The organism is Pseudoalteromonas luteoviolacea (assembly GCF_001696455.1).
In the GTDB taxonomy this organism is placed as follows: domain Bacteria; phylum Pseudomonadota; class Gammaproteobacteria; order Enterobacterales; family Alteromonadaceae; genus Pseudoalteromonas; species Pseudoalteromonas luteoviolacea_C.
The window spans coordinates 1,156,741-1,181,585 of record NZ_MAUJ01000001.1; the positions used below are offsets into that span (position 1 = coordinate 1,156,741).

A 24,845-nucleotide genomic window follows, 5' to 3' on the forward strand; every position below is an offset into this window, starting at 1 on the left:
TCCTACGTTACAGCCTAATATCAAGATGACCAACAATAATCGTAACCGCCCTTTTTCATCTTCTAGTAAAAAGCCTTTCAATAAAAATAAACGAAATAAGAGTCAAGCAAGGCAAAAGCCAACAGTTAAACCTGAAGATGTAAAGATTGTACTGTTTAACAAGCCATTTGATGTACTTTGTCAGTTTACAGACGACCAACATCGTAAAACGCTTGCAGACTTTATTGATATTAAGTCAGTGTATGCTGCTGGGCGATTAGACAGGGACAGTGAAGGTCTTCTACTGTTAACGAATTGCGGAAAATTACAACATAAGTTGACCGAGCCTAAAAAAAATACCGATAAAACCTACTGGGTACAAGTAGAAGGAGAACCTTCAGAACAAGCACTAGATGCCTTAAGAGAAGGTGTAGAACTCAAAGATGGCATGACTAAACCCGCAAAAATAGAAGTAATGCCTGAACCCGAAGTATGGCCAAGAAACCCACCAATTCGAGAGCGTAAAAATATTCCTACCACATGGTTGAGCATTACCATTTCAGAAGGCAGAAATAGGCAAGTTCGCCGAATGACTGCACATATTGGCCACCCTACTCTCAGATTGATCCGTTACAGCATAGGAAAGTACACATTATCGGGGTTAAATAACGGGCAGTATAGGGTTTTACAGGGAAATAAAGTCTAAAGTGTGGCTTTTGAGGGGGGGCAATTGCATGCTATACTCACGGCCTTTCAAATATTCATATAGATTTACAGCGATATTATGAGCGATAACAGTAACATTAAAGTCATTGTCGGCATGTCTGGTGGCGTGGATTCTTCAGTTTCAGCTTATCTTTTAAAAGAACAAGGCTATCAGGTAGAAGGCCTTTTCATGAAAAACTGGGAAGAAGACGATAACGATGAATACTGCGCGGCAGCTGAAGATCTAAAAGATGCACAAGCCGTTTGTGACAAGCTTGGGATCGAATTACACACCGTTAATTTTGCGGCTGAGTACTGGGACAACGTATTTGAATATTTCTTAGAGGAATATCGTGCGGGTCGTACGCCAAACCCAGATATCATGTGTAACAAAGAAATTAAATTCAAAGCCTTTTTAGAGTTTGCTGCTGAAGCACTCGGTGCAGACTACATCGCTACTGGGCACTACGTGCGCAGAGAAGAGCGCGATGGAAAATTCGCCATGTTGAGAGGCCTTGATAACAATAAAGATCAAAGTTATTTCTTATACACTTTAAGCCATGAACATGTTGCCCAAACGCTCTTCCCTGTCGGAGAAATTGAGAAGCCAGAAGTGCGTCGTATTGCCGAAGAGCAAGGCCTAATCACGCACAATAAAAAAGACAGCACAGGTATTTGCTTCATTGGCGAGCGAAAATTTAAAGACTTTCTACAAAAGTTTTTGCCAGCTCAACCTGGTAAGATCGAAGACACCGAAGGTAATCATGTCGGCGAACATGAAGGCTTAATGTACCATACGCTTGGTCAGCGTAAAGGCCTATTAATCGGTGGTATGAAAGAAGGTTCTGGTGAACCATGGTATGTTGTTGACAAAGATATTGAACGCAATGTGCTTGTGGTTGGTCAAGGCAAAGATCACCCAAGACTGTACAGTAATGGCTTAAATGCAAATCAATTACATTGGGTAGACAGAGAAGGTCCTCAAGGCACTACTCGCTGTACCGTCAAGACACGATATAGACAAGAAGATATCCCTTGCACATTGTTAGTTGGCCAAGATGGTATGGCGCGCGTTTTATTCGATGAGCCACAAAAAGCCGTTACACCGGGTCAATCAGCAGTATTTTATTTAAATGATGCTTGCTTAGGTGGCGGTATCATCGAGTCGGTGATTAAATAATGCAGCCAAAAGTCGTTATTCCACTTGCCGCAATTTGCCAAATTGCAAAGCTCGTACAAAAATGTGCGCGCTACGGTACTTTTAACGAAAATGAAGTACATACGTTTTTGCAAAGCATATTAAATACAACGCCGACTAACCCAGAAGATGTCTATGATGATCACTTTGCACTTAAGGGCGGTTATCAGGCACTCGTTTCTCAACTTTCAAGTGAAGGTGAGAAAGACGTTGAAATTGTCAAGTACGTTGGCAGTTTGATGCAATTAGAAAGAGCTCTATCCTCTAATCCTGATGTGTTTTCAGAATTAGCAAAAAGAATAGAGCAAGTGGAGCGACAAGCGCTTCATTTTAATGTCTATGACGAGCAAATCCTTGGCGCTTTCGCTGATATCTATACCCAAGTTATCAGCCCAGCGGGACCAAAGATTCAAGTATTTGGCAAACCAGATTTGCTTCAACAAACTCATATTCAGCATAAGATCCGCGCCCTATTATTGGCTGGGATCAGAAGTGCCGTACTGTGGCGACAGCTAGGTGGAAAACGCCGCCACTTCTTCTTTTCTAAGAGGAAGATCATCGCCACAGCACAACAGTTTATTTAAATATCGTTCAAAAAAACCAATTAGTTAGGAGAAATTATGGAGCTTTCAGCGTTAACCGCTATCTCTCCAGTGGATGGTCGCTATGGTAGCAAAACCAAAGAACTGAGAAGCATCTTCAGTGAGTTCGGTCTTATTAAGTATCGAGTAACTGTTGAAGTTCGTTGGTTACAAGCATTAGCGAAAGCTGACGCTATCAAAGAAGTACCTGCGTTCAGTGACGAAGCTAACGCGCTACTAGACAGCATCGTTGACAACTTCAGTGAAGAAGATGCACAACGAGTAAAAGACATCGAGCGTACGACTAACCACGATGTGAAAGCCGTTGAATACTTGCTGAAAGAGAAAGTTGCAGACAACGCAGAATTACAAGCTGTAAATGAGTTCATTCACTTCGCATGTACGTCTGAAGACATTAATAATCTGTCTCATGGCTTAATGTTAAGTGAAGCTCGTGATGAAGTATTATTGCCTTACTGCGACAATCTACTTGCTGCGATTAAAGAAAAAGCGATTGAGTACAAGTCTGTACCAATGATGACACGTACTCACGGTCAACCTGCTTCACCTTCTACGATGGGTAAAGAATTCGCTAACGTTTATGTTCGACTTCAGCGTCAGCGTGAGCAAATTGCAAACGTATCTATCCTTGGTAAAATCAATGGTGCTGTAGGTAACTACAATGCACACCTAAGTGCATACCCTGAATATGACTGGCACGCGCATGCTGAATCTTTCGTAACAAGCCTAGGTTTGACTTGGAATGCATTTACTACTCAAATCGAGCCACATGACTACATTGCTGAGTTGTTCGATGCAATTGCACGTTTTAACACAATCTTATTAGATTTCGATCGTGACGTTTGGGGCTACATTGCACTAAACCACTTCAAGCAAAAAACAATCGCTGGCGAAATCGGCTCTTCAACTATGCCGCACAAAGTTAACCCTATCGATTTCGAAAACTCTGAAGGTAACTTAGGTCTAGCAAATGCAATCTTTGCTCACTTGGCACAAAAGCTGCCAGTTTCAAGATGGCAACGCGACCTAACTGACTCAACAGTTTTACGTAACTTAGGTGTAGGTATGGGCTACGCGCTTATCGCTTACCAAGCGACGCTAAAAGGTATCAGCAAATTAGAAGTGAATGCCGATCGCCTACTAGCCGAGCTAGATGACAACTGGGAGCTGTTAGCAGAGCCAATCCAAACTGTCATGCGTAAGTATGGTATCGAAAAGCCATATGAAAAGCTGAAAGAATTGACACGCGGTAAACGTGTAAACAAAGAGATTATGGCTGACTTCATCGATGGTCTAGATCTTCCAGATGCTGCAAAAGCAGAAATGAAGCTAATGACGCCAGCAAACTACATTGGTCGTGCTGAAGCTTTCATCGACGAACTGAAATAATCTAATCTAAATTAGGTATAATTAAGCGAAAGAAACAGCTCAGTGCTTGTTACTTTCGCTTTTTTTATGGGGAAAATATGTATCAGCTATCTATCAATGGCATGACTCATCAAGAGTTTTTGGAAAATTACTGGCAAAAGAAACCTTTGCTTATAAAGGGTGGATTTACTGACTTTGAGGACCCTTTAACCGCGGAGGAACTCGCGGGGCTAGCAATGGAAGAAGCGATTGAATCGCGTTTAGTAACGAACCACGAAGGAAATTGGCAGGCCCATCATGGACCTTTTGAAGATTTTTCCAAACTTACCGATAGCCACAGTACGTTACTCGTTCAAGCGGTTGACCATTGGCACCCACCAGCAGCTGAATTATTAGCGCCTTTTCGTTTTATTCCTAACTGGCGCATTGACGATTTAATGATTAGCTTTTCAACACCTCATGGCGGTGTAGGTCCTCATCTCGACCAGTACGATGTATTTATTATTCAAGGACAAGGCAAGAGAAGATGGCGAGTCGGTTTGCCAGATGCTAGCCTCAAACAATTCGCAAAAGATAAAGCGTTGCTCCAAGTTGAGCAGTTTGAAGCCATCATTGACCACGAGTTAGAATCAGGCGACATTCTTTATATCCCACCGGGCTGCCCACATGAAGGTTATGCTGTAGAAAACGCGCTAAATTATTCTGTTGGATTTAGGGCCCCAGATCAAAAAGATCTGATAAGTAGTTTCGCAGATCATGTCATTGATGAAGAAGCAGGTAAGCTGCGCTACAGCGACACAGACTTAAATCTCAGAGATTCTATTGGCGAGATCTGCGAAGATGATAAAAGCAGAGTTCGTGAACTTCTAAACTCACTTGTAAATAATGAAGCTTTGTATAGTCACTGGCTAGGTACTTTCCTAAGTCAACCTAAGCATGACATGGACCTTGCCCCACTCGAAGATGCGCTCGTCGCAGACTTTTTAGAAGACGAGATTAACCCAGAAGATGTTATCAATAGAGCTGGTGGTGTCAGAGCATTGTATCAGCTTGTTGACAACGAAATACTCTTGAGTATCAATGGTGAAACCTATCGCATTGCGGAAAAACACCTAGAACAGGTAAAATTGTTAACAGATGAAACATTTTTTTCATTTAATGAGGTAAAACCAGCTCTAAATTGCTTGGAATTCAAACAAACGTTAACTACGCTTATAAACGACGGGCTGTATTATGTTGAAGCTTGGTCTTAATGCCTGACCTACAGGGTCAACCAAAGAATAAAGGTGTCATTGCACAGTGGCACCTAATAATAATAGGGGTTGAAACTTCCCTTATTCGTCAGGACGTGTTGAATGATTTTTCGCTAAGAGGTAATCATGATTTATCACGTCGACAAAGTGAGTTGGAAACAAACTCAGGGACAGCTGCGACAAATACGTGAGCGTGTTTTTGTTTGTGAATTGCACCTACCTAAGCATGTTGAGTTTGACCAGCATGACAAAACGGCTGATCACGTCCTTATCAGGGATGAAAACCAGCAAGCCGTTGGCACCGGCAGGCTGTGTAGTGACGGACTTATAAGTCGAATCGCCATCGTAAAAGCCCATAGAAACCGTGAAGCCTATCAATCTCTTATTGGCTACTTAGCTGACTTGGCTCTGCAAAAAGGTTTAAAAGAAGTATTTGTGCAGTGTATTCTTGAAGAGGTGCCGACATTTATAAAGTCAGGGTTTAGTAAACAAGGTTCGGTATTTATGGAGGCAGGCATCCCTAGACAAAGGCTAAAGTGCCCTGCTTCCATGATAAATTCGGAGCCATTTACGATGCTTCACTAGCCCATAGTTTATCGCTTTCATACAGGTCATATAGCGCATGCGCGCGATTGACAAGCAAGTTGGCAAAATCAAGTTGCGTCTGGTCTTTTACGCCTGAAGCGATAATACCATCGGCTTTCATTTGCCATTGAAAAGAAAAGTACCTCAATACATCTCTTGGATTAGTTGCAGCTGATTCTTCTGCAGCGTCCGTTGGCAATTGTCCTGAAATAGCCCAGTATCCCTTCCCTTTTTGATCCTTGATCTTCCAAATTGCAATAGCAGGGGGTAACAAGCGGCAGTCTTTTTCTACAACTTTGTTCGTGATTATCCCTTTTTCTGCTAGAAACTTCTGGGCGTTTTGTAAATGTTGTCTTTGCCACTGCACCAATCTTTGTTGTTTTTGCTCTTCAGTTAACTCTGGCTCAACGTGTTTATTTTCACTCATAGTATTACTTCTCTAATTTTTCCCTTCACTCTATTAATTTCGTTAACTAGTTGCAACAAAGAAACGCCTAAGACACAAAACAAATTAAAATTTGCACAATAATCATACTTTACTAGTCTAAAAATAATCCAACAAAGGATTTATCAAAATGCTCTTGTTTGTCTCTTATGCTACACCGATTGTTATATTGGTGATTGGGTTATTTTTTATTAACTCAATAATGATAACCATAATCGTGTCTACCACTTGTGCACTTGGGCTTGCCTTGCAAAAAGTAGCGCTGACGAAAAAAGAGCGTGAAGAAAAAGAACATGACTTAGACGCTGTGAACAAAGCTTTCGAATCTCAGCAGCACCAAGAAGACGATTTGGCTTGTCTAGAGCAACTGAGTAGCGTCATCATTCCCCAACTAATCGCTCAAGTTACCACAGCAAGAGAGCAAACGAAAACGTCCATCGTCAATATGTCTGGAGAGTTTTCGCAACTGGTGACTAATATTTCAGAAACATTGGACAGAACCAATTCTCAAAGTGGTAGCAGCTTGCAAGACGTCTCAGAGACAAGCCGAGACAAACTCAACGGTGTGCTCGAATACATCGAACAAACAAATGACTCCCAAGCGCAAATGACAGCCACAATAAAAGATCTTGTCGTAAAGAGTAACGAGCTGCAAACAATGTCTATCGACGTTTCGAAAATCGCAGAGCAAACCAACTTGCTCGCGCTCAACGCTTCAATCGAAGCGGCTCGAGCCGGTGAAAATGGTAGAGGGTTTGCCGTCGTGGCAGATGAAGTGAGATCACTCGCTAGCTCTAGTGGTGAAACGGGTGTGCGCATTGGACAGTTAATTGAGAGTATTGCTAACGCAATGCGAACCTCTATGGACATGATGAATGCCGAGCTTGAAAAGAAACAATCCCTGACAGAAAAATATCGCTCTGAAATAAACCAAGTTGTGGACGAGTGGTTAGAGCTCTCACAGCAAGTTGAAGCGCAAGCGGCTGAGTTACATACATCTAATATAGAAATCAGAGAAAAAGTATCACAAATACTCGTTGACCTCCAATTCCAAGACAGAGTTGACCAGATCCAAGATAGCGTAACGATCGCTTTGAACCTTATGACAGAAGAAATTGACCAGTTTATTACCAGCAGACGCGAATGTAAGACCGCTAAATTCAATCATCAAAGGATCAGCAGAGAGCTTAAGAAAACAGCCGCCACTAACGAACAAAGAGACATTTTGTCGAAAAGCGGCGGCGACGATACTGTTGATGACTTAACTTTTTTATGAGGAAATTATGAGTAAAACCATATTAGTAGTAGATGATTCTGATTCTCTCAGACAAGTTGTAAATATCGCACTGACGGGTGCTGGGTTTAATGTCGTTGAAGCTCGGGATGGCAAAGATGCCCTAACCAAGCTAAATGGTAATAAGATCCACCTAATAATTAGCGATGTGAACATGCCAAATATGAACGGTATTGAGTTTGTAAAACAGGCCAAACAGCTGCCCCAATATAAGTTCACACCCGTGATCATGCTCACAACCGAGAATCAACAAAGCATGATGGAAGAAGGAAAAAAAGCCGGCGCAAAGGCGTGGATGGTTAAACCATTTAAACCCGCGCAAATGCTACAAGCGGTTTCAAAACTATTGATGATGTAGAGAGTTAAGTATGTCTGAGTGTTTTAAATTTCCTTCTGAGCTCACCATATACGAAGTTCAGGAAACGTTTAACGAAGTAAAATCATATATTTCAGACAAAGAGCATGTCTCTTTCGATTTTAGCGAAACAACCGAGATCGACTCAGCTGGATTGCAATTGATAATCTGGGTGGTATATCACAGCCAAAAAGTTGGATTAAACATCGAAACTATCTCTACCAATGAATTAATTGAGACTCGGTGTAAAAAATTGGGTGTAGGGATCTCCACCCCTCAAAACGAGTAAGGGGCAAACATGTCTATTGATTTGTCTTCGGCAATTGCGACTTTCGTAACCGAATCGAAAGAACTCTTGCAAGAAATGGAAAATGGCCTTTTGGATCTTGAGTCTGAGACCTCAGAGGAACATGCCAATGAAATTATCAATGCACTTTTTCGCGCTATTCATACGATAAAAGGCAGTGCAGGTATATTCGACTTTGAGCACGTTGTTACACTCACTCATATTGCCGAAACCCTGTTAGAAGATGCGAGAAATGGCAATTTGCAGCTAGGCAAGGAGCTGATTTCTCTTTACCTAGAAACCAGAGATGCCACCGAGTCACTTATCGTGTTAGCCGCAGCAGAGACAGAACCTGACCAAGCGCTTTTAAATAAAGTGAACAACCTCGTATCTTGCTTTTCAAAGTATATTGACGCCGATAATACACAAATCGACCAACACACCGCGGCTCAAAGCTCAAATGAAGGCACGCTTGATAACGAACGTTGGATTGTGTTTTTTGTCCCAAATGAAAACGTACTCAGAAATGGACTTGACCCCTACTCGTTTATTCACTATCTGGACTCAGAAACATCAAACCTAGTGGTCAACACTTGGTTAGAATCCATGTTTGGGCCCCAGCAATATGATCCTGAATCCAATTATTTGTCTTTTGTTTTATCATTCGATTCGGACAAATCTGAAAGTGAAATATTGGATATATTTGAATTTATTCAAAGCGAAGCTTACATCGCAGTATTGCCACCCAAAGGCAATATTGATGTACTGAAATTAAGCATTCAAAAGTATCAAGACTTTGACTTTATTACTGAAGCGCTTAGCAAAGCCGACCAATCCTTCGTAGATATCGTAAAGCTACTGAATTGCGAAGGCACAGACAGTAATGACCCCCCCAAAAAAGTGTCTGACGAGCCAGCAGCCGTCCCATCAAAAATCCATAAAAGTAAAACGCTCAGAGTGGAAGCACTCAAGTTGGACAGGCTAATTGACCAAGTAGGTGAAATGGTAATCACCGGTGCTCGAACCAATTTACTTGCCCACGAAACAGGTAACGAAACACTCATTGAGGCCATGGCTTTACTAGAGCGGTTGGTCGAAAATATTCGAGACAGCTCACTTAAGCTCAGAATGGTGCAAATTGGCGAGACATTTAATAAGTTTAAACGCGTCGTGAGAGATATTGCCGATGAACTTGGTAAGCAAGTCGATTTAACAATTATTGGCGCGGAGACGGAGTTAGACAAAACGTTCGTCGAAAAAGTCAGTGACCCGCTTATGCACATCGTTAGGAACGCGATTGACCATGGTATAGAAGACCCAGAAACCCGACTTGCTCAGGGCAAGCCTGAGCAAGGGCAGCTCACTTTAAAAGCCTATCACGACTCTGGCTCCATTGTGATTGAGGTCAGTGATGATGGCAAAGGCCTAGATCAAGAAAAAATCCTAAAACGCGCTGTAGACAGAGGGCTCATATCTTCAAACCAAACCCTACAAGAAAAAGACATCAACTTATTAATTTTTGAGCCTGGCTTTTCCACTGCCGAGTCAATTACGAATATCTCTGGTCGTGGTGTAGGCATGGATGTTGTCAAAAGAAACATCGATAGTTTAAGAGGAAGTGTAGAGGTCGAAAGCGTTCAAGGTGAAGGGTCAACAATTCTGATCCGCCTGCCGCTTACACTTTCTATCATTGACGGATTTATGTTTGAAGTACACAAAGAAAACTATGTCATTCCATTAGACACCGTCGTCGAGTGCTTAGAACTACACGAAGTTGTATCAGAGCAAGACATACAAGATAAGAGTTATATAAACCTACGCACAGAAGTGCTCCCATTCATTAGATTACGCACCTTGTTTGGGATTGAAGAGCAAATTGACCACACACGAGAATCATTGGTAATTGTGCAATTTGGCACCCTACGCGCAGGGTTAGTAGTGGACTCACTCAAAGGTGAGTTTCAAACGGTTGTTAAACCACTAGGAAGGTTGTTCGAAGGACTCAAATGTATAAGTGGCGCGACGATTTTAGGAAGCGGCAATGTGGCAATCATATTAGACGTCTCTGCCCTAATAAAATCAGCCATTTCTGTATATGAAGCATTAGAGAAAAAACATTAGGCGATACCCGGAGAACGATCATGTTTAAGAACTTCACCATTCGCAATAAAATAATTCTTGCGATGTTTACCATGGGACTACTGTTATTAGTCATAGCAATGTCAGTGCAACTCAAAAACGGAGAGATTGAAGAGTTTGCGGTAGATGTGGGTAAGGTTGATATACCTGAAACTATCTATGCTTTAAACATGCTAGATGAACTGGGCGATATGAATAGCAATGTCCTTGAATATATCGCTGGTGAGTCTGATGAGAGTGAAGACTTTAGATCAAACTACAATGAGTTTATTCGCTACCTCGAAGATTTAAAGCAATTGGGGACGGTAAACAACTCAATGGTCCGCCAATTAGAAGAATTAATCACCCGCTACGCGAACGAGAACCAGGAACTTATCTTTGACCGCTTTGACCCCCTACTAGAGGCCAAAGCCATAGATAAATATGACTATCTAAATAAAGAGTTCGCCATTCCACTCGAACAATTGCTCGATACTTTGAAAGAGGAAGAGGTCGCAGATGCTGGTAGCAGTGGTGATTTTAATGAAGTGGTAAACGACGACCTCCCCGGCGTACGCTATTACTTAGAACTAATTGATGAGCAAGGCGATATGATGAGCTCTTTAAATGCTTACATGCGGGGAGCACTTGGCGCAGACGCTGCTTTTGAAAAAGATGCCAGAACATTTACCGGTTTTCTTGCTGATTTGAAACCTTTAGAGAGAAAGCCTCCAGAAATTAAAGCGCTGAGTGAAGTTGAAAGAATGTATAACGAGCTGTACAACGGCGGCAAAGAAATATTCGCCATGTATGACCCTAGAAATAAAATAAAGGCCTCACAAGACGTTGACCGTTTAGAACACGAGGTGTTCAACAAGATTGAGGACCTACTTGAGGAAGTCTCAAATGAGGCCATTAAAGAAGGCGACGATTCTCTCAATGCACTTGTAACCGCTGCACGCGAGAGCATATCACTGGTATGGGGGCTACTCGTCGTCGCGATTATCCTCGCTACCGCAACTGCCGCGTTTTTAATCCGAGGCATTGTAATTCCAATCAATGCACTTGCAGAAGCCGCGGAAGATTTACGTTCAGGTGAAGGTGACTTAACCCGTCGTATTCCTGATTTTGGCAATGATGAGATAGGCGAAACAGCACGCAGCTTCAACGGTTTTATCCAACGACTGCAAAATATACTGCTAGATATCCAAGAGTCCGTTGAGTCTATTGCCCACAGTACGAATGAAGTTGGCACCACCTCAAGAATGCTTAGTTCCACGTCTAATCAACTAGCAGCCAGTGTTGAAGAAACATCGGCGTCTTTAGAGCAAATGAGTTCTTCCATCTCCATGAATACTGAAAACTCAAAAGTCACCAACGACATTGCTAAACAATCTAGTAGCGAAGCTAATGATGGTGGACGTGCAGTAAAAGATACCGTCAAGGCAATGACCCAGATTGCGGAAAAGATCGGCATCATCGAAGACATCGCCTACAAAACCAATCTGTTGGCCTTAAATGCTGCCATTGAGGCCGCAAGGGCTGGGGAACATGGTAAGGGCTTTGCAGTGGTTGCGGATGAAGTTAGAAAGCTCGCCGAAAGGTCGCAAGTTGCTGCGCAAGATATAAGTACATTAGCTGATAACAGCGTAAAAATCGCGCAACACGCAGGTGGCATGCTCGACCGAATGGTGCCAAATATTGGTAAAACAGCAGATCTTGTTCAAGAAATTACGGCAGCATCTACAGAGCAAAGTACCAGTGTTGCTGAAATAAACAGAACAGTTTCTCAACTTGACGAAATTGCGCAGCAAAACGCCTCTGCATCTGAGGAGTTGGCATCAACCGCTAAAATGGTGCAGGACCAAACAAGTGATATACGCTCTACCGTCAACTACTTTAAGCTGAGCAATGACAGGCAAATGATGAAAATTAGGCGCTCTGTACAAGAAGGAAAATCTTCTAGCTCTATGCCTGAAGAAGGCTATACGCCTTTTGACGAGTAACGACTATGACTGATCAAACAACTCAAAGTAGCTTTGTCGATAAAGATAAGTACTTGGCTTTTGAGCTGAATCATGCTTCATACTCTATCAACATTTCGTTGGTCAAGGAGATCATGGAGTATGTTGAGGTCGATCCTATTCCAATGGCCCCTGATTTTATAATCGGCGCTATTAATTTGCGTGGTGAAGTTATTCCGGTATTTGATTTATCTTTACGCCTAGGCAAGCAACCTCAAGAGCTTACTAACAGGACATGTATCATTATTGCAGAATGCCTGTTTAATGAGCAGCAGATAACCATAGGTTTGAAAGTAGACATTGTAACTAAAGTACTGGATATTTCAGGCTCAGATATTGACAGCGTGCCAAGTATTGGTGGTCAATTCCATAGTCGCTTTGTATTAGGTTTGGCAAAGCTGCCTGACAAATTAATGACCATTTTGGATATTTCCAAAATTCTTACACTGGATGACATAAAGCTGATCGAAGATCTCAACAATGCGGACCTAAGTGAGGATGTTCAAAATCACCAAGACTCTGAAAGTGAAGACTTGAGTAGCCAAAATACAGTGTGTGAAAGTGACGAAACCGAGGTCAACCATGAGTGAGACTCAACCCGACAGTGGCCACATTCATCAAAAAGATGAGCTGAGATACTTATTCGTTAAAGTTGGGCATGACCATTTTGGTATCCCGATTGACTCCGTAAAAGAAGTTATTGAGTTAGTGGAGACGACTATGGTGCCAATGTGCTCAGATGTAATACGAGGCGTTATTAATGTGCGTGGTAGCGTTATCCCAGTATTAGATTTACAAAGACGCCTCGGGCTCAAATTAACCACACCTTATAACAAATATAGCTGTATTGTTCTTTACGATTTTTATGACCATTCACTGGAAGAATCAATGACGCTAGGCATGCTCGTCAACAGCGTTGTATCAATAGAGTTTATAGATCTCAGTAAGCTAGAATCTTCCCCTTCTTTTGGGTCAAATATTCCTCGCCATTTTGAGTGGAAAATGGCAAAAATCAATAATAAGCTCACTACCCTTTTAGATATTGCCAAGGTATTGAATGTAAATGAAATAAATTCTTCTCTTAAACACGAGCAAGAACAGTTTTTTATCGACTACTGTCAAAGGTAAAACGGCTATATGTCAATTACTAAGCTTGAGTTCAATCAGTTAAACCGTGTTTTAGACGAACATACGGGAATACGGTTGAACTCAAACAAATCTGACATAATGGCAAGCCGTTTAAGCTCTAGATTACGCTCAAACCAATGCTCATCTTTTAATCGGTATTATCAGCTTATTATTAGCCCAGAAGGCAAAAGCGAGCTCGACGTATTTATAGATAAAATGACCACCCACGAAACTTACTTTTTCAGAGAGCAAGTACAGTTCGAATTTATGTACGACTACTTTCGGCAAAAAAAATGCAGAAATGTGCCCATTAGGGCTTGGAGTGCAGCTTCGTCAACCGGTGAAGAAGCTTACTCAATCGCCATGGTGCTCGATGATTTATTCTATAGTGGAAACTGGTCTGTTACGGGTACCGATATATCACCAACAGCTGTTGAGATGGCTAAAGAAGCCTGCTTTGCTTTATCAACCGTACAAAAAATCCCCAAAAAATATCGACGCTCGTACTGTCTAAAAGGTACAGGGCAAAACGAAGGGACATTTACCGTTAATAAAGCCATTCGCAGTCATTGCACCTTCAGCGTTGATAATCTTTTAAAACTAAGAACTGTAGACTATTCCTTTGACATCATTTTTTTACGTAACGTCCTTATTTACTTTGATGAAACTAAACAAAACAAAATAATCGACAACATAATTCATCGCCTTAACCACGGTGGTTTAATGTTTTTAGGCCACTCTGAATCATTGCGAAAAAAACGAGCTGGCATAGAGTTAATTCAGCCCTGTATTTATAAAAAGGTGCGATTATGATTAGCGTATTCATCGTTGATGACTCTGCGGTTATGAGGCAACTCGTTGGAGAAATCATTAACCATGATAGAGAGTTAAAACTTATTGGTTCAGCGCCAGATCCAATTTTGGCTGAAAGAAAAATGAAAATGAATTGGCCAGACGTGATCTTGCTTGATGTGGAAATGCCAAAAATGGACGGCATCACATTTTTAAAAAAGATTATGCAAGAGAGGCCCACGCCTATCATCATGTGCTCTGCCCTTACCCAAAAACATACCGAAACAACCATGGAAGCGCTCGCATCCGGTGCAGTGGATGTCATCGCTAAACCCACGCAAGGGTTAGCTGACTTTATTAATAATCAAGGCGTGACTCAAATTGTCGATGCAATAAAAGCGGCCGGTAAGGCAAAGGTCAAACCGATGCGCTACTTAGCAGAAGAGTCAATTAGACGAAATCACACAGCGGATGAAGTTCTCCCATCTCCAAGCCCTGATGAACTCAAACCCCCTATCACATCTGATAAAGTCATCGCTGTCGGAGCCTCTACTGGTGGAACAGAAGCATTAACTGGATTTCTCTCTTTATTACCGCCCACAACGCCACCGATTGTTATCGTACAACATATGCCAAGTAAGTTTACTCACGCTTTTGCACAGCGCTTAAACACCATAACTCGTCACGTTGTCGTCGAGGGGGAGACCGCTATGCGACTTAAGTCCGGACATGTATACATCGCGCCTGGCGGTAAGCATATGTTGGTAAAACGCCAAGGGAGCGACTACTATTTAGAAATACGGGATGGCCCACTGGTTAGTCGACACAGGCCTTCTGTCGATGTCCTATTTAGATCTGTCGCACAAACCGTTGGTAGAAATGCGATTGGCGTCATTTTGACCGGAATGGGAGACGATGGGGCATCTGGCATGTTAGATATGAAACAAGCTGGTGCGATTAACTTTGCTGAAAGTGAATCCAGTTGCGTCGTATTTGGCATGCCAAAAGAGGCAATCGCTAGAGGTGCTGTTGATAAAGTGTATTCTCTTAGCAATATTCCGTATCAAATTTTAAAAGTGCTAGGGTGCTAGGTATGCAAAAAAGCCTCATTGAGCTGCTCAATATAATCTACGTTGCGTATGAAAAGGACGGTTCAATAACCGGTATTTCTGATAAAGCAAGCGACCTTATAAAACTCAATGTAGGGGATAATATTGTAAACAGCCCCACTTTAAAATTTTTTGATGAAGATTTCGTAGAACTCAATAGTCAGGATATATTATTTGAGCCTTGCTTTGAGCAATTAGAGGTGGGAGTGAGCGTTGATAATAGCAACGTGCATTGGGTTAGGTTTAACTATACTCGTAAGAACACGCTCACCTTCGTAAAGGTTGAGCTTATCGAAGAATTGGTAGCCATTAGAAGGCTAAACAAGCAGCTGGCCATAAGAGATCCACATACGGGATTACTATACAGAGAAGCATTTGTTTCTAAAGTTCAAGAACTAGATACTTATGGGATCATGTGTTGCATTCGAATATGTAATTATCAGCGCATATCCGAAGTTTGGAATATTGGCGTTGCAAACCTCGTATTTATGGAAGTGCTTTCGCGATTTCAAGGAGACTTTGAACAAGGGATTTTTTCCAAGCACTCGTCAGATTGTTTTTGTGTATTCGTCCCACATACAACCCCAATCAATATAGAAGCCTTGTACAACCATCTTAACGAACCATTTGAATTCAATGACAGTAGTTTCTACAGTAACGTTGCTTTAGGTTACTACAAAGAAAATCACATCGATGATCACGAGCTAAGCCTAAACAAAGCTGAGATGGCAACATTCGATGTGTTGTCTGACAAACTGAGGCTAGTCGAGTTTCAAGAAGGCTTAGCCAGACAGATTGAACGCCAAAACAAGATTGAAACGGCGCTTAGAGATTCTTTCCATCAAGATTTGAGCAACAGCTTTACCGTTGTATTGCAACCTCTGCACGACACCAAAACTGAATGCCTCATTGGTGCTGAATGTTTGATGCGCTGGACTCTTGAGGGCAAGCCTATATCCCCCGCAGAGTTTATACCCATTGTAGAAAGTACAGGGGATATCAATAAATTAACCCTCTTTACTCTCTCTCAAATAAGAAAGACCGTTGAACATTTAACAAGTGAAGGTATTGACTGCAAGCACTATATGTTCGCAATTAATATTAGTGTTGTAGAAATTCTAGACGTTAAATTTGAAAGTAAATTACTCGCGGCACTGGCCGAGCACAATATCGACCCTAAACGTATCAAACTCGAGTTGACCGAATCTGCACTCATAGACAACTTTTCGTATGTTAATGAAGTGCTTGTTTCATTACAATCGAAAGGCTTCCTAATTTCGATTGACGACTTCGGGACCGGTTTTTCCAGTTTGAGCTATTTGTGTAAGCTCAACTTTGACGAGATCAAAATTGACCGCTCATTTGTGACAAACGTTGTTAAAGATGGAAAACTTCAGTCGGTATTTAACTCCATTGTTTCTTTGGCTAAAAACCTCGATAAACCACTCGTCGCAGAGGGCGTCGAAGATATGGAACAAATGATTTATGCAAAAGCAAAAGGCGTCCAATATGTTCAAGGGTACTATTACAGTAAACCTCTTCCCATCGACGCCTTTGTGGAATATGTACTAGAGGACAAATCTAGCTACTTACACTTTGAAAGCTAGTTTACCCACCTCCTAGTACGCGAGCTGGCTCTATTTTGGTGGCCTGCCAAGCCGGGTATACGCTTGATAGCACAGAAATAATTAAAGTCGCCCCCAATACAATTGCAATATCAGCTATTGCAAGTTTGCTTGGCAAAAACTCAATGAAATAAATACCCTGCAACGGATTTGCGCCATCCAAGGAGATCCAAAAAGAAAATAGATCAGTGATACTCAAAGCCACGGCCGTACCCAGTATCAAGCCAAACAATGCGCCAACCATCGCATAGCTTAGACCTTGAACAGCAAATGTCATGAATATGGTTTTATCCTGAGTCCCCATTGTCTTTAAAATGGCGATATCAGCTTGTTTCTCTTTGACTTCCATAACCATAGACGAAATGATATTGAAGCTAGCCACCGCTATGATTAAAAAGACCACCAAATATACAATCGTTCTTACCATTTGAATATCTTGGTACAGACTTCCCTGTGTACGAAACCAACTTTGGACATACACAAGATCTGGCAAGGCCCTACCCGCACTCATCGCAATTTGATGCGCGTTGAATACATCGTCAACTGCAAGTCTTAATCCTGTTACCGTATTTTCGGTCAGTGAGAGCGCTTTTTGGACCTTAGCCAAACTAACTATCGCTAGGTTCCTATCTACCTCGCCCCCCATCGAAATAAACCCAGCAACTTTAAATGACACTCTTTTAGGCGCAGCAAGTGCATTTTTGGCGTGTTGGTTTGCAATTAGTATTGTTACTTTATCGCCCTCTTTAACGTGAAGTTGCTCCGCAATTTCCCTGCCTAATAAGATCTCTTCGCTGGACAACTGGCTTAGATTAAACGGCTTTATATATTGCCCTATACTAGAAACATGCTGGTGCTTGTTGGGTTCAATTGCTTTTAGCTGAGCGGCTTTTAATTTACCTTTATGCTGTATCATTGCCGTTAGATTTATCTCAGGTGCCGCGCTTATCACACCTACCTGCGCTTCAAGCAGTTTCACTTTTGCAGGCCAGTTTTCTATCGGGTCATATGGCGCTTGGTAACTCACATGAGGCACAACAGACAACAACCTTTCTTTGAGCTGGTGCTCAAAGCCATTGATGACGGACAGTGCGACTATCAATACTGTCACACCGAGAAATACCCCAATGGTGGAAGCCTTACTTAAAAATCCAAACAATCCACTGTGGTTTTTTGATTCTCGAAGCCGCTTGCTTAAAAATAGGCTAAGCATGCTTCACTCCATTTGCACCTTGATACTCAACTAAAACCCCATCGTCCAGTTGCACCACACGACCTAATTTTTCAGCTAACTCTAAATCATGAGTAACAACCACGAAGCTCGTATCAAACTCTTGGTTTAGCTCATTCAATAACTCATAAATTTTTAGTGCATTGTGTTTATCTAAGTTTCCAGTTGGTTCATCCGCCAACACCAACGAAGGTTTAGTGACAAGTGCTCTAGCGATAGCGACCCGCTGCCTTTCACCACCAGATAACTCAGAAGGTCGGTGATCCACACGATGCGCTAAGCCTACTTTTTCTAACATTTGTGCCGCAATTTGTTTTGCTTCAACTTTTGATTTTCCTGCTATTAATAAAGGCATCGCGACGTTTTCGAGTGCACTAAAGTCCATCAACAAATGGTGAAACTGATAAATAAACCCCATATGTCTATTGCGAAAGTCCGCTTGTTTCGCTCTAGAAAGCTTGTCAACTTCTATGCCCTTAATTTTGAGGCTGCCATCAGTAGCGCCATCAAGCGTCCCCAATATATGCAATAACGTACTTTTCCCCGAGCCTGAGCTTCCCACTATAGACAGCGTTTCACCCTGCTCTAGGGATAAATTTACACCTTTTAATACCGACACCTGTGAACCAGCTTCTTGATAAGACTTGCTTAATTGCTGACACTGAATAACGGGATCACTCATATCTTAATACCTCAGCAGGCATCACTTTTGCTGCTTTCTTCGCAGGATAAAGTGTTGCTAAAAAACTTAATAATAAACTTGTAAAAATAATGAAAGACAAACTAACGGGATCAAATTTAACCGGTAGCGACATCCCTCCAAGGAGAGATAAGCCAACTAAACTTAAAACTTCATTGATATTTGCAGCGAGTGCAATTCCTAAGATAGACCCAATTGCAGTACCCACAACGCCGTTGTATAAACCTTGAACCATAAATACTTGCGCAATTTTGCTCGGTGTAAATCCTAATGTTTGTAAGATTGCCACCTCTCCTTGTTTTTCACTCACCATCATAGAAAGTGCTGAAACGATATTGAACACCGCTACAATAACGATCAACGCTAGTAATAATGACATTACTCGTTTCTCCATCGCTACCGCCGCAAATAATGCGCCTTGCTGCACTTGCCAATCTTGATATTTGTACTGCGATAGTAATGCATGATTTGCTTGTTTAAATTGCGCAACGGAAAAAGCGTCCTCAAGTGTTATGCTCAAATCATACTCATTAGGCTTTTTCTTTAACAACTTCATAAGGCTAGCGCCATCAGCAAACGCTAAGCTGGTGTCCGCTTCGCTCGCAGAATTATAAATAATAGCGACAGTGAATAAGCGCTGCTTCGGTACACGACCTAAAGGTGTATAACTGGTTATATCGGGAAAAATAACCCGAACTTTGCTTCCTAATCTCACGTCAAGTTTATTAGCTAAAAAACGGCTTAGTGCTAGTTGGTAACGTGAATCATCAAAAGATTTTACACTCCCTGACTCAACATGTTTAGAAATAGAACTAGGATAACCCTTAAACGCACCTTGAAGTCTGACCCCGACCAACTCTTTGTTCGTTTGCAAGATCACATCCGATGTTACGTAGGGTGTAACGCGTTGAACCCCCGGCAAAACTTTAAACTGCTCTGCGTTAATTTGTGGTTGCTCTGCTGTTTTCCTAGAAAGCTGCACATGTGGTATTAAATCCAACATGGCATTTTTCAAACTCTGTTCGAAGCCATTCATAACCGAGTTAACCGTAATTAATGACATAAGCCCAAGAGCGATACCTGCTATTGAAAAGAAAGATATAAAAGAAACAAAGGCGTTACCTTTAGAGGAACGACTGTATCTAAGCCCGACAAACAAGCTAACCGATTGAAACATATTAAAAATTTAATTCTGAATTTTCATCTAGTAGCTAATCCTAACACAGATAGGAATTTCCGGTCACATCTAGATATGTAAAAAATTTTTAATTATCCGCTACTTAATGTCTGATTTTAGTGTAAAATGCGTGAAATCTTGCGGTATGGAAGTTATATGTTATCCCTAGACAGATTTAAGCATATGAATATAAAGGGAGATTTGTTTGGTGGTGTGACCACTGCAATCATTTCTCTCCCTCTTGCCCTTGCTTTCGGAGTTGCTTCTGGTGCCGGTGCAGAAGCAGGTATGTGGGGCGCAATTCTCGTCGGTCTTTTTGCTGCCTTGTTTGGCGGCTCAACCTCTTTAATCTCTGAACCAACAGGTCCGATGACTGTTATCATGACAGCTGTTTTGACCACGATGATGGCTCAGTACCCTGAAAGTGGCCTCGCCATGGGCTTTACAGTTGTCATGATGGCAGGTGCATTTCAAATACTTTTGGGCACATTGAAATTAGGCAAATACGTTACACTCATGCCTTACAGCGTGATCTCCGGTTTCATGTCAGGTATCGGCGTAATCCTCATCATTTTGCAACTTGCGCCTTTGCTCGGGCATCAAGCACCTGCGGGTGGGGTGTTAGGCACATTAAATGCGCTTCCGTCACTTATTTTTGATTTACATTTTGCAGAACTGTTTTTAGGCATAATAACGCTAGCAATACTGTTTTACCTGCCACAAAAATATCGACAGTACGTACCAGCACAGCTTGTTGCTTTGGTTGCCGTTACTCTCCTATCAATAATCTTGTTTGATACAGACAGTATTAACCGCATCGGCGAGATACCAAGTGGGTTACCTTCAATCGTTTGGCCAACTTTTACCACCGAGCAATTTACATCCATGGTGATTGACGCATTGGTATTAGGTACGTTGGGCTGCATAGATACCTTACTTACTGCCGTTATTGGCGATAGCTTGACAAGAACTGAGCACGACTCAGACAAAGAGCTAAGAGGTCAAGGCATTGCAAATATGATTTCGGGACTATTTGGCGCACTGCCTGGTGCAGGTGCAACGATGGGCACCGTCGTAAATATTCAGGTTGGTGCGAGATCTCCACTTGCTGGCATTATTAGGGCACTCATTCTAATGGCCGTGGTGTTTGTCGCTGGAAGTCTAACAGAACCAATTCCAATGGCCGTATTGGCAGGCATAGCCGTTTATGTTGGATACAACATCTTAGATTGGAGCTTTATCCAACGTGCACATAAGATCAGCATCAGCCAGATGGCCATTATGTATGGCGTTATGCTATTGACTGTGTTTGTTGATTTAATTGTCGCTGTGGGCTTAGGTGTATTTATATCTAACATTATGGTTATTGAGAGGCTAAGCCGTGTTCAAGAGCAACATGTTAAAGCAATCAGTGACAGTGATACAGATGAAGATGTGCCACTGAGTGCGCACGAAAAGTCCTTACTGGAAAAAGCACAGGGTCAATTATTGTTTTTCTACTTGTCAGGCCCTATGATTTTCAGTGTATCTAAAGCGATTGCTCGTCAACATAGACAAATCAGTGAATACAAAACAATGGTTTTAGACTTAAGTGATGTCGCCATGTTAGATGTGACTGTAAGCCTTGCCATTGAAAATGCGATTTCTGATGCCGTTGATGCAAATGTGGAAGTATTTATTTATTCACCTAACCCAGAAACAAGCGAAAGGCTTAACAAAATTAATGTGCGTGAAAAGCTTGGTGATGACGCGTTTTGTCATAGCCGAGAGTCAGCATTGAACAAAGCGCTAGAAGCAATGAGTTAAAGCTAAGGGTTAGTTAGTTGCTAACCCTTCGGCAAGAAACTCTAGTAACTCCCGAACAGAAGTGGGTAAAAACCTTCTGGGTGGATACACCGCCCAGACCCCTTCTGATTCGGGCTTGAAGTCTTGCAACACTTCCACTAACGCATGATTCGATATCGCTTCTTCTAGGTAATAATGTGGAAGTTGTACTAAACCAAGGCCTTGCTCAGCAGCATTAACGAGTGCCCAGCCACTGTTACACCTAAGTCTTCCTTTGACATTAAAGTGTGTTTCCTTCCCTTCAGCTACAAACCTCCAAACACTCGACTTGCCCAATAAACAATAATGATGCTCTAAATCAGTCAGCGTTTCGAGTCTAGGCGCACTCGCCAAATAGTTAGGCGCTCCGCAAACCAAAGTTTGACGATGTGCCAATAACCGAGCTCTCAATGAAGAATCTTTTAAGTTTCCAAGTCGAATAGCAAAATCAAAGCCCTGCTCTATCAAGTCGAGTTGATTGTTATTAAGTTCCATATCTACCTGAATATTGGGATATAGGGACATAAACTTATTGATGAGTGGCATGATGTATTGCTCTCCATACATCACTGGGGCAGTGATCTTAATCTTGCCTGCTGGTTCTGCATCGCGCTGTCTTAGCGCCGCGGTGGCATCATCAAGGACATGTTGCAGATGTTTGGCATGGGATAAAAAGACGTTTCCCTCTGTCGTCAAAGATAGCTTGCGTGTTGTCCGATTTAAAAGTTGATAGCCCAGCGTTCCCTCTAAAGCTTTAACACGCCGACTGACTTGTGCTACTGAGGTGTCGAGTTGTTCTGCAGCCCCAGTAAACGAACCACATACTGCAACAGCAACAAATTCATCAATTCCAACCCACCTATCCATTATTACATATCCGTAAAAGTATTTTATTATTTTAGAGATTATCAAATTTACAATAAAGGTTATACTAAGCTCATCTATAAAAGTAGGAAAACAAAGAAATGGGACAATTTATCAAATCAAAAGCTGCCATAGCATGGGGCCCTGGCAAGCCACTTAGCATTGAAGAAGTTGATGTAATGATGCCTCAAGCTGGCGAAGTGCTGGTAAAAATTACTGCAACAGGTGTGTGCCATACCGATGCTTTCACCCTTTCTGGAGACGACCCTGAAGGCGTATTCCCAGCAATCTTGGGTCATGAAGGCGCAGGAATTGTTGAAGCTGTTGGTGAAGGCGTAACAGGCCTCGAAGTCGGCGACCATGTCATTCCACTTTACACTCCAGAGTGCGGTGAATGTAAGTTCTGTACTTCTGGAAAAACTAATCTATGTCAGAAAATCCGTGAGACACAAGGTAAAGGCTTAATGCCAGACGGCACAACGCGCTTCTACAAAGACGGGGAACCCATTTATCATTATATGGGAACATCTACGTTCTCTGAATACACTGTATTGCCTGAGATCTCTCTTGCTAAGGTCAACAAAGAAGCCCCTCTTGAAGAAATTTGCCTACTTGGCTGCGGGGTTACAACAGGCATGGGCGCGGTACTCAATACTGCAAAAGTACAAAAAGGAGACACTGTCGCGATTTTCGGATTGGGTGGCATCGGCTTATCTGCCATCATCGGAGCAACCATGGCTGGCGCGAGCCGAATCATAGGTATCGATATCAATACAGATAAATTCGAGTTGGCCACAAAACTTGGCGCAACGGATTTAATTAACCCGAACGACTATGACAAACCAATCCAAGAAGTCATCGTAGAGATGACCGATGGAGGGGTAGATTTCTCATTTGAATGTATTGGTAACGTTAATGTTATGCGTAGCGCACTTGAATGTTGTCATAAAGGCTGGGGCGAGTCAGTCATCATTGGTGTTGCAGGTGCTGGGCAAGAAATCTCAACGAGACCTTTTCAGTTGGTTACGGGTCGAGTATGGCGCGGTAGTGCTTTTGGTGGCGTAAAAGGTCGCTCTGAACTTCCTGAAATCGTTGAGCGTTATATGGCTGGCGAATTTAAGCTAAATGACTTTATTACTCATACAATGAAACTTGAAGACATTAATGAAGCTTTTGATTTAATGCATAAAGGCGAAAGCATTCGCTCTGTTATCCACTACTAGACGACAGAATGATGGTGGTGATCCCGCCATCATTCAGCAATATTAAAATTCACTAACGTAAAGGTATTTTAGTAAGTATGGAATTGATTAGCGAAAATAAAGTCTTTGGTGGTTGGCACAAACGCTATAAACACGCAAGTACGGTTAATAATTGCGAGATGACTTTTGCGGTATACATGCCTGAACAAGTCAAAAATGGGGCAAAAGTGCCTACTTTGTACTGGCTATCAGGGCTAACCTGTACCGATGAAAACTTCATGCAAAAAGCCGCCGCGTTTAAATATGCGAGTCAACATGGCATTGCGATCATTGCACCCGATACGAGCCCGAGGGGTGAAAATGTTGCAGACGATGCCTCAGGTGCATACGATTTCGGATTGGGCGCTGGCTTCTATGTAAACGCGACACAAGAGCCATTTAGTCGCCATTATAATATGTATGATTACATCACCAAAGAATTGCCCGAGCTGATTGAAGCACACTTTCCTGTTAACGACAAAAAGAGTATCTTCGGTCACTCCATGGGAGGTCATGGTGCCTTGGTCATCGGCTTAAGAAATAGCTTAGAATACGAGAGCATCTCTGCATTTGCACCTATCGTTAACCCGGTTAATTGTCCGTGGGGCCAAAAAGCATTTAGTGGTTATCTCGGTGACGACGTAAGTATCTGGAATCAATATGATGCAACTGAATTGATGCAAGCATCGTGTTATGACATAAAGCGCCCTATCAAAATAGATCAAGGTAATGCTGATCAGTTTTTAACATCACAGCTGAAGCCAGAAAACTTTATTCAGGCTGCAACGGCTAACAACTTCGAAATCGAATACCAAAGTCATGATGGCTACGATCACAGCTACTTTTTCATTTCAACGTTTGTAGAGCAACACATCAATTTTCACGCAAAATATCTAAAGTAAAAGTATTTTGGCATGAAAAAAGGCGCTTTTCCCTAGCGCC

Annotated in this window: 24 protein-coding genes; 19 read left to right on the plus strand and 5 right to left on the minus strand. The window is 42.1% G+C overall.

Annotated features, from left to right (window positions below; genetic code table 11):
• Window positions 1–25 precede the first annotated feature (25 nt).
• The 6 genes from A7985_RS04955 to A7985_RS04980 all read left to right on the plus strand — a co-directional run bounded on the left by A7985_RS04955 (window position 26) and on the right by A7985_RS04980 (window position 5,690).
• Entirely contained in the window at window positions 26–685 is a 660-nt protein-coding gene (locus tag A7985_RS04955) for an rRNA large subunit pseudouridine synthase E (protein WP_065790035.1), read from the plus strand.
• A gap of 78 nt (window positions 686–763) precedes the next feature.
• The gene (gene mnmA / locus A7985_RS04960) at window positions 764–1,864 is read left to right on the plus strand and encodes a tRNA 2-thiouridine(34) synthase MnmA (protein ID WP_065789318.1); all 1,101 of its coding nucleotides are present in this window, start codon (window positions 764–766) and stop codon (window positions 1,862–1,864) included.
• Complete coding sequence (gene hflD, locus A7985_RS04965; protein ID WP_065789319.1) at window positions 1,864–2,466, plus strand: high frequency lysogenization protein HflD; 603 nt, start codon at window positions 1,864–1,866, stop codon at window positions 2,464–2,466. Before mnmA ends, hflD begins: the two co-directional genes overlap by 1 nt.
• 36 nt (window positions 2,467–2,502) lie before the next feature.
• A complete protein-coding gene (purB, locus tag A7985_RS04970) occupies window positions 2,503–3,873 on the plus strand; it encodes an adenylosuccinate lyase (protein ID WP_065789320.1) in 1,371 nt (456 codons plus the stop codon).
• Window positions 3,874–3,950: 77 nt separating this feature from the next.
• Window positions 3,951–5,105 (plus strand): cupin domain-containing protein, encoded by a 1,155-nt coding sequence (locus A7985_RS04975; RefSeq protein ID WP_065789321.1) that lies wholly within the window; start codon window positions 3,951–3,953, stop codon window positions 5,103–5,105.
• A 126-nt stretch (window positions 5,106–5,231) separates the two neighbouring features.
• Window positions 5,232–5,690 (plus strand): GNAT family N-acetyltransferase, encoded by a 459-nt coding sequence (locus tag A7985_RS04980; RefSeq protein WP_065789322.1) that lies wholly within the window; start codon window positions 5,232–5,234, stop codon window positions 5,688–5,690.
• Here A7985_RS04980 and A7985_RS04985 read toward each other — a convergent pair.
• Window positions 5,674–6,117, minus strand: coding sequence for a DUF4826 family protein (locus A7985_RS04985; RefSeq protein WP_065789323.1), 444 nt, complete (start codon window positions 6,115–6,117; stop codon window positions 5,674–5,676). The two genes, A7985_RS04980 and A7985_RS04985, sit on opposite strands and share 17 nt — an antisense overlap.
• Window positions 6,118–6,265: 148 nt before the next feature.
• On the opposite strand from A7985_RS04985, the gene A7985_RS04990 reads away from it, so the two are divergent.
• From A7985_RS04990 to A7985_RS05035, 10 genes are read left to right on the plus strand one after another with little or no spacing between them, the layout of a single operon-like run.
• On the plus strand, window positions 6,266–7,411 hold the full coding sequence (locus A7985_RS04990) for a methyl-accepting chemotaxis protein (RefSeq protein WP_065789324.1): 1,146 nt from the start codon (window positions 6,266–6,268) through the stop codon (window positions 7,409–7,411).
• Window positions 7,412–7,418: 7 nt separating this feature from the next.
• Complete coding sequence (locus tag A7985_RS04995) at window positions 7,419–7,787, plus strand: response regulator (protein WP_039608997.1); 369 nt, start codon at window positions 7,419–7,421, stop codon at window positions 7,785–7,787.
• 10 nt (window positions 7,788–7,797) lie between these two features.
• Window positions 7,798–8,073 carry an STAS domain-containing protein gene (locus A7985_RS05000; protein ID WP_065789325.1) on the plus strand — a complete coding sequence of 92 codons (276 nt, stop codon included), beginning with the start codon at window positions 7,798–7,800 and terminating at the stop codon, window positions 8,071–8,073.
• 9 nt (window positions 8,074–8,082) lie between these two features.
• Window positions 8,083–10,191 carry a chemotaxis protein CheA gene (locus A7985_RS05005; RefSeq protein ID WP_065789326.1) on the plus strand — a complete coding sequence of 703 codons (2,109 nt, stop codon included), beginning with the start codon at window positions 8,083–8,085 and terminating at the stop codon, window positions 10,189–10,191.
• Window positions 10,192–10,211: 20 nt separating this feature from the next.
• Window positions 10,212–12,194 carry a methyl-accepting chemotaxis protein gene (locus A7985_RS05010; protein ID WP_065789327.1) on the plus strand — a complete coding sequence of 661 codons (1,983 nt, stop codon included), beginning with the start codon at window positions 10,212–10,214 and terminating at the stop codon, window positions 12,192–12,194.
• A 5-nt stretch (window positions 12,195–12,199) separates the two neighbouring features.
• The gene (locus tag A7985_RS05015) at window positions 12,200–12,802 is read left to right on the plus strand and encodes a chemotaxis protein CheW (protein WP_081310428.1); all 603 of its coding nucleotides are present in this window, start codon (window positions 12,200–12,202) and stop codon (window positions 12,800–12,802) included.
• Window positions 12,795–13,340 (plus strand): chemotaxis protein CheW, encoded by a 546-nt coding sequence (locus tag A7985_RS05020; RefSeq protein WP_065789328.1) that lies wholly within the window; start codon window positions 12,795–12,797, stop codon window positions 13,338–13,340. The genes A7985_RS05015 and A7985_RS05020 overlap by 8 nt, the downstream gene beginning before the upstream one ends.
• A gap of 9 nt (window positions 13,341–13,349) precedes the next feature.
• Complete coding sequence (locus A7985_RS05025; protein WP_065789329.1) at window positions 13,350–14,153, plus strand: CheR family methyltransferase; 804 nt, start codon at window positions 13,350–13,352, stop codon at window positions 14,151–14,153.
• Window positions 14,150–15,223 carry a protein-glutamate methylesterase/protein-glutamine glutaminase gene (locus tag A7985_RS05030; RefSeq protein ID WP_065789330.1) on the plus strand — a complete coding sequence of 358 codons (1,074 nt, stop codon included), beginning with the start codon at window positions 14,150–14,152 and terminating at the stop codon, window positions 15,221–15,223. The genes A7985_RS05025 and A7985_RS05030 overlap by 4 nt, the downstream gene beginning before the upstream one ends.
• A 2-nt stretch (window positions 15,224–15,225) precedes the next feature.
• Window positions 15,226–16,848 carry a bifunctional diguanylate cyclase/phosphodiesterase gene (locus A7985_RS05035; RefSeq protein WP_065789331.1) on the plus strand — a complete coding sequence of 541 codons (1,623 nt, stop codon included), beginning with the start codon at window positions 15,226–15,228 and terminating at the stop codon, window positions 16,846–16,848.
• 1 nt (window position 16,849) lies between these two features.
• On the opposite strand, the gene A7985_RS05040 is transcribed toward A7985_RS05035, so the two are convergent.
• Genes A7985_RS05040 through A7985_RS05050 form a run of 3 tightly spaced genes read right to left on the minus strand, consistent with a single transcriptional unit; the run spans window position 16,850 to window position 19,974 of the window.
• Window positions 16,850–18,079 (minus strand): lipoprotein-releasing ABC transporter permease subunit, encoded by a 1,230-nt coding sequence (locus A7985_RS05040; RefSeq protein ID WP_065789332.1) that lies wholly within the window; start codon window positions 18,077–18,079, stop codon window positions 16,850–16,852.
• Window positions 18,072–18,779: a lipoprotein-releasing ABC transporter ATP-binding protein LolD gene (gene lolD / locus A7985_RS05045; protein WP_065789333.1), complete on the minus strand. Its 708-nt coding sequence runs from the start codon at window positions 18,777–18,779 to the stop codon at window positions 18,072–18,074. Before lolD ends, A7985_RS05040 begins: the two co-directional genes overlap by 8 nt.
• The gene (locus A7985_RS05050) at window positions 18,772–19,974 is read right to left on the minus strand and encodes a lipoprotein-releasing ABC transporter permease subunit (RefSeq protein ID WP_065789334.1); all 1,203 of its coding nucleotides are present in this window, start codon (window positions 19,972–19,974) and stop codon (window positions 18,772–18,774) included. The genes lolD and A7985_RS05050 overlap by 8 nt, the downstream gene beginning before the upstream one ends.
• A 156-nt stretch (window positions 19,975–20,130) precedes the next feature.
• Between A7985_RS05050 and A7985_RS05055 the strand changes: the two genes are divergently transcribed.
• Window positions 20,131–21,780: a SulP family inorganic anion transporter gene (locus A7985_RS05055; protein ID WP_065789335.1), complete on the plus strand. Its 1,650-nt coding sequence runs from the start codon at window positions 20,131–20,133 to the stop codon at window positions 21,778–21,780.
• A gap of 9 nt (window positions 21,781–21,789) precedes the next feature.
• On the opposite strand, the gene A7985_RS05060 is transcribed toward A7985_RS05055, so the two are convergent.
• Window positions 21,790–22,665, minus strand: coding sequence for a LysR family transcriptional regulator (locus A7985_RS05060; protein WP_065789336.1), 876 nt, complete (start codon window positions 22,663–22,665; stop codon window positions 21,790–21,792).
• A 98-nt stretch (window positions 22,666–22,763) separates the two neighbouring features.
• Between A7985_RS05060 and A7985_RS05065 the strand changes: the two genes are divergently transcribed.
• Window positions 22,764–23,885, plus strand: a complete 1,122-nt coding sequence (locus A7985_RS05065) for an S-(hydroxymethyl)glutathione dehydrogenase/class III alcohol dehydrogenase (protein ID WP_065789337.1) — start codon at window positions 22,764–22,766, stop codon at window positions 23,883–23,885.
• Window positions 23,886–23,962: 77 nt separating this feature from the next.
• Window positions 23,963–24,805, plus strand: a complete 843-nt coding sequence (gene fghA, locus A7985_RS05070; RefSeq protein ID WP_065789338.1) for an S-formylglutathione hydrolase — start codon at window positions 23,963–23,965, stop codon at window positions 24,803–24,805.
• Window positions 24,806–24,845 lie beyond the last annotated feature (40 nt).

Coding starts and splice junctions, on each gene's coding strand:
- A7985_RS05030 (WP_065789330.1), top strand. CDS start 14,150: ATGATTAGCGTATTCATCGTTGATGACTCTGCGGTTATGAGGCAACTC.
- mnmA (WP_065789318.1), top strand. CDS start 764: ATGAGCGATAACAGTAACATTAAAGTCATTGTCGGCATGTCTGGTGGC.
- A7985_RS04995 (WP_039608997.1), top strand. CDS start 7,419: ATGAGTAAAACCATATTAGTAGTAGATGATTCTGATTCTCTCAGACAA.
- A7985_RS04980 (WP_065789322.1), top strand. CDS start 5,232: ATGATTTATCACGTCGACAAAGTGAGTTGGAAACAAACTCAGGGACAG.
- A7985_RS05015 (WP_081310428.1), top strand. CDS start 12,200: ATGACTGATCAAACAACTCAAAGTAGCTTTGTCGATAAAGATAAGTAC.
- A7985_RS04975 (WP_065789321.1), top strand. CDS start 3,951: ATGTATCAGCTATCTATCAATGGCATGACTCATCAAGAGTTTTTGGAA.
- A7985_RS05055 (WP_065789335.1), top strand. CDS start 20,131: ATGTTATCCCTAGACAGATTTAAGCATATGAATATAAAGGGAGATTTG.
- A7985_RS04990 (WP_065789324.1), top strand. CDS start 6,266: ATGCTCTTGTTTGTCTCTTATGCTACACCGATTGTTATATTGGTGATT.
- A7985_RS05050 (WP_065789334.1), bottom strand. CDS start 19,974: ATGTTTCAATCGGTTAGCTTGTTTGTCGGGCTTAGATACAGTCGTTCC.
- A7985_RS04955 (WP_065790035.1), top strand. CDS start 26: ATGACCAACAATAATCGTAACCGCCCTTTTTCATCTTCTAGTAAAAAG.
- hflD (WP_065789319.1), top strand. CDS start 1,864: ATGCAGCCAAAAGTCGTTATTCCACTTGCCGCAATTTGCCAAATTGCA.
- lolD (WP_065789333.1), bottom strand. CDS start 18,779: ATGAGTGATCCCGTTATTCAGTGTCAGCAATTAAGCAAGTCTTATCAA.
- A7985_RS05005 (WP_065789326.1), top strand. CDS start 8,083: ATGTCTATTGATTTGTCTTCGGCAATTGCGACTTTCGTAACCGAATCG.
- A7985_RS05000 (WP_065789325.1), top strand. CDS start 7,798: ATGTCTGAGTGTTTTAAATTTCCTTCTGAGCTCACCATATACGAAGTT.
- fghA (WP_065789338.1), top strand. CDS start 23,963: ATGGAATTGATTAGCGAAAATAAAGTCTTTGGTGGTTGGCACAAACGC.
- A7985_RS05025 (WP_065789329.1), top strand. CDS start 13,350: ATGTCAATTACTAAGCTTGAGTTCAATCAGTTAAACCGTGTTTTAGAC.
- purB (WP_065789320.1), top strand. CDS start 2,503: ATGGAGCTTTCAGCGTTAACCGCTATCTCTCCAGTGGATGGTCGCTAT.
- A7985_RS05060 (WP_065789336.1), bottom strand. CDS start 22,665: ATGGATAGGTGGGTTGGAATTGATGAATTTGTTGCTGTTGCAGTATGT.
- A7985_RS05065 (WP_065789337.1), top strand. CDS start 22,764: ATGGGACAATTTATCAAATCAAAAGCTGCCATAGCATGGGGCCCTGGC.
- A7985_RS04985 (WP_065789323.1), bottom strand. CDS start 6,117: ATGAGTGAAAATAAACACGTTGAGCCAGAGTTAACTGAAGAGCAAAAA.
- A7985_RS05040 (WP_065789332.1), bottom strand. CDS start 18,079: ATGCTTAGCCTATTTTTAAGCAAGCGGCTTCGAGAATCAAAAAACCAC.
- A7985_RS05020 (WP_065789328.1), top strand. CDS start 12,795: ATGAGTGAGACTCAACCCGACAGTGGCCACATTCATCAAAAAGATGAG.
- A7985_RS05035 (WP_065789331.1), top strand. CDS start 15,226: ATGCAAAAAAGCCTCATTGAGCTGCTCAATATAATCTACGTTGCGTAT.
- A7985_RS05010 (WP_065789327.1), top strand. CDS start 10,212: ATGTTTAAGAACTTCACCATTCGCAATAAAATAATTCTTGCGATGTTT.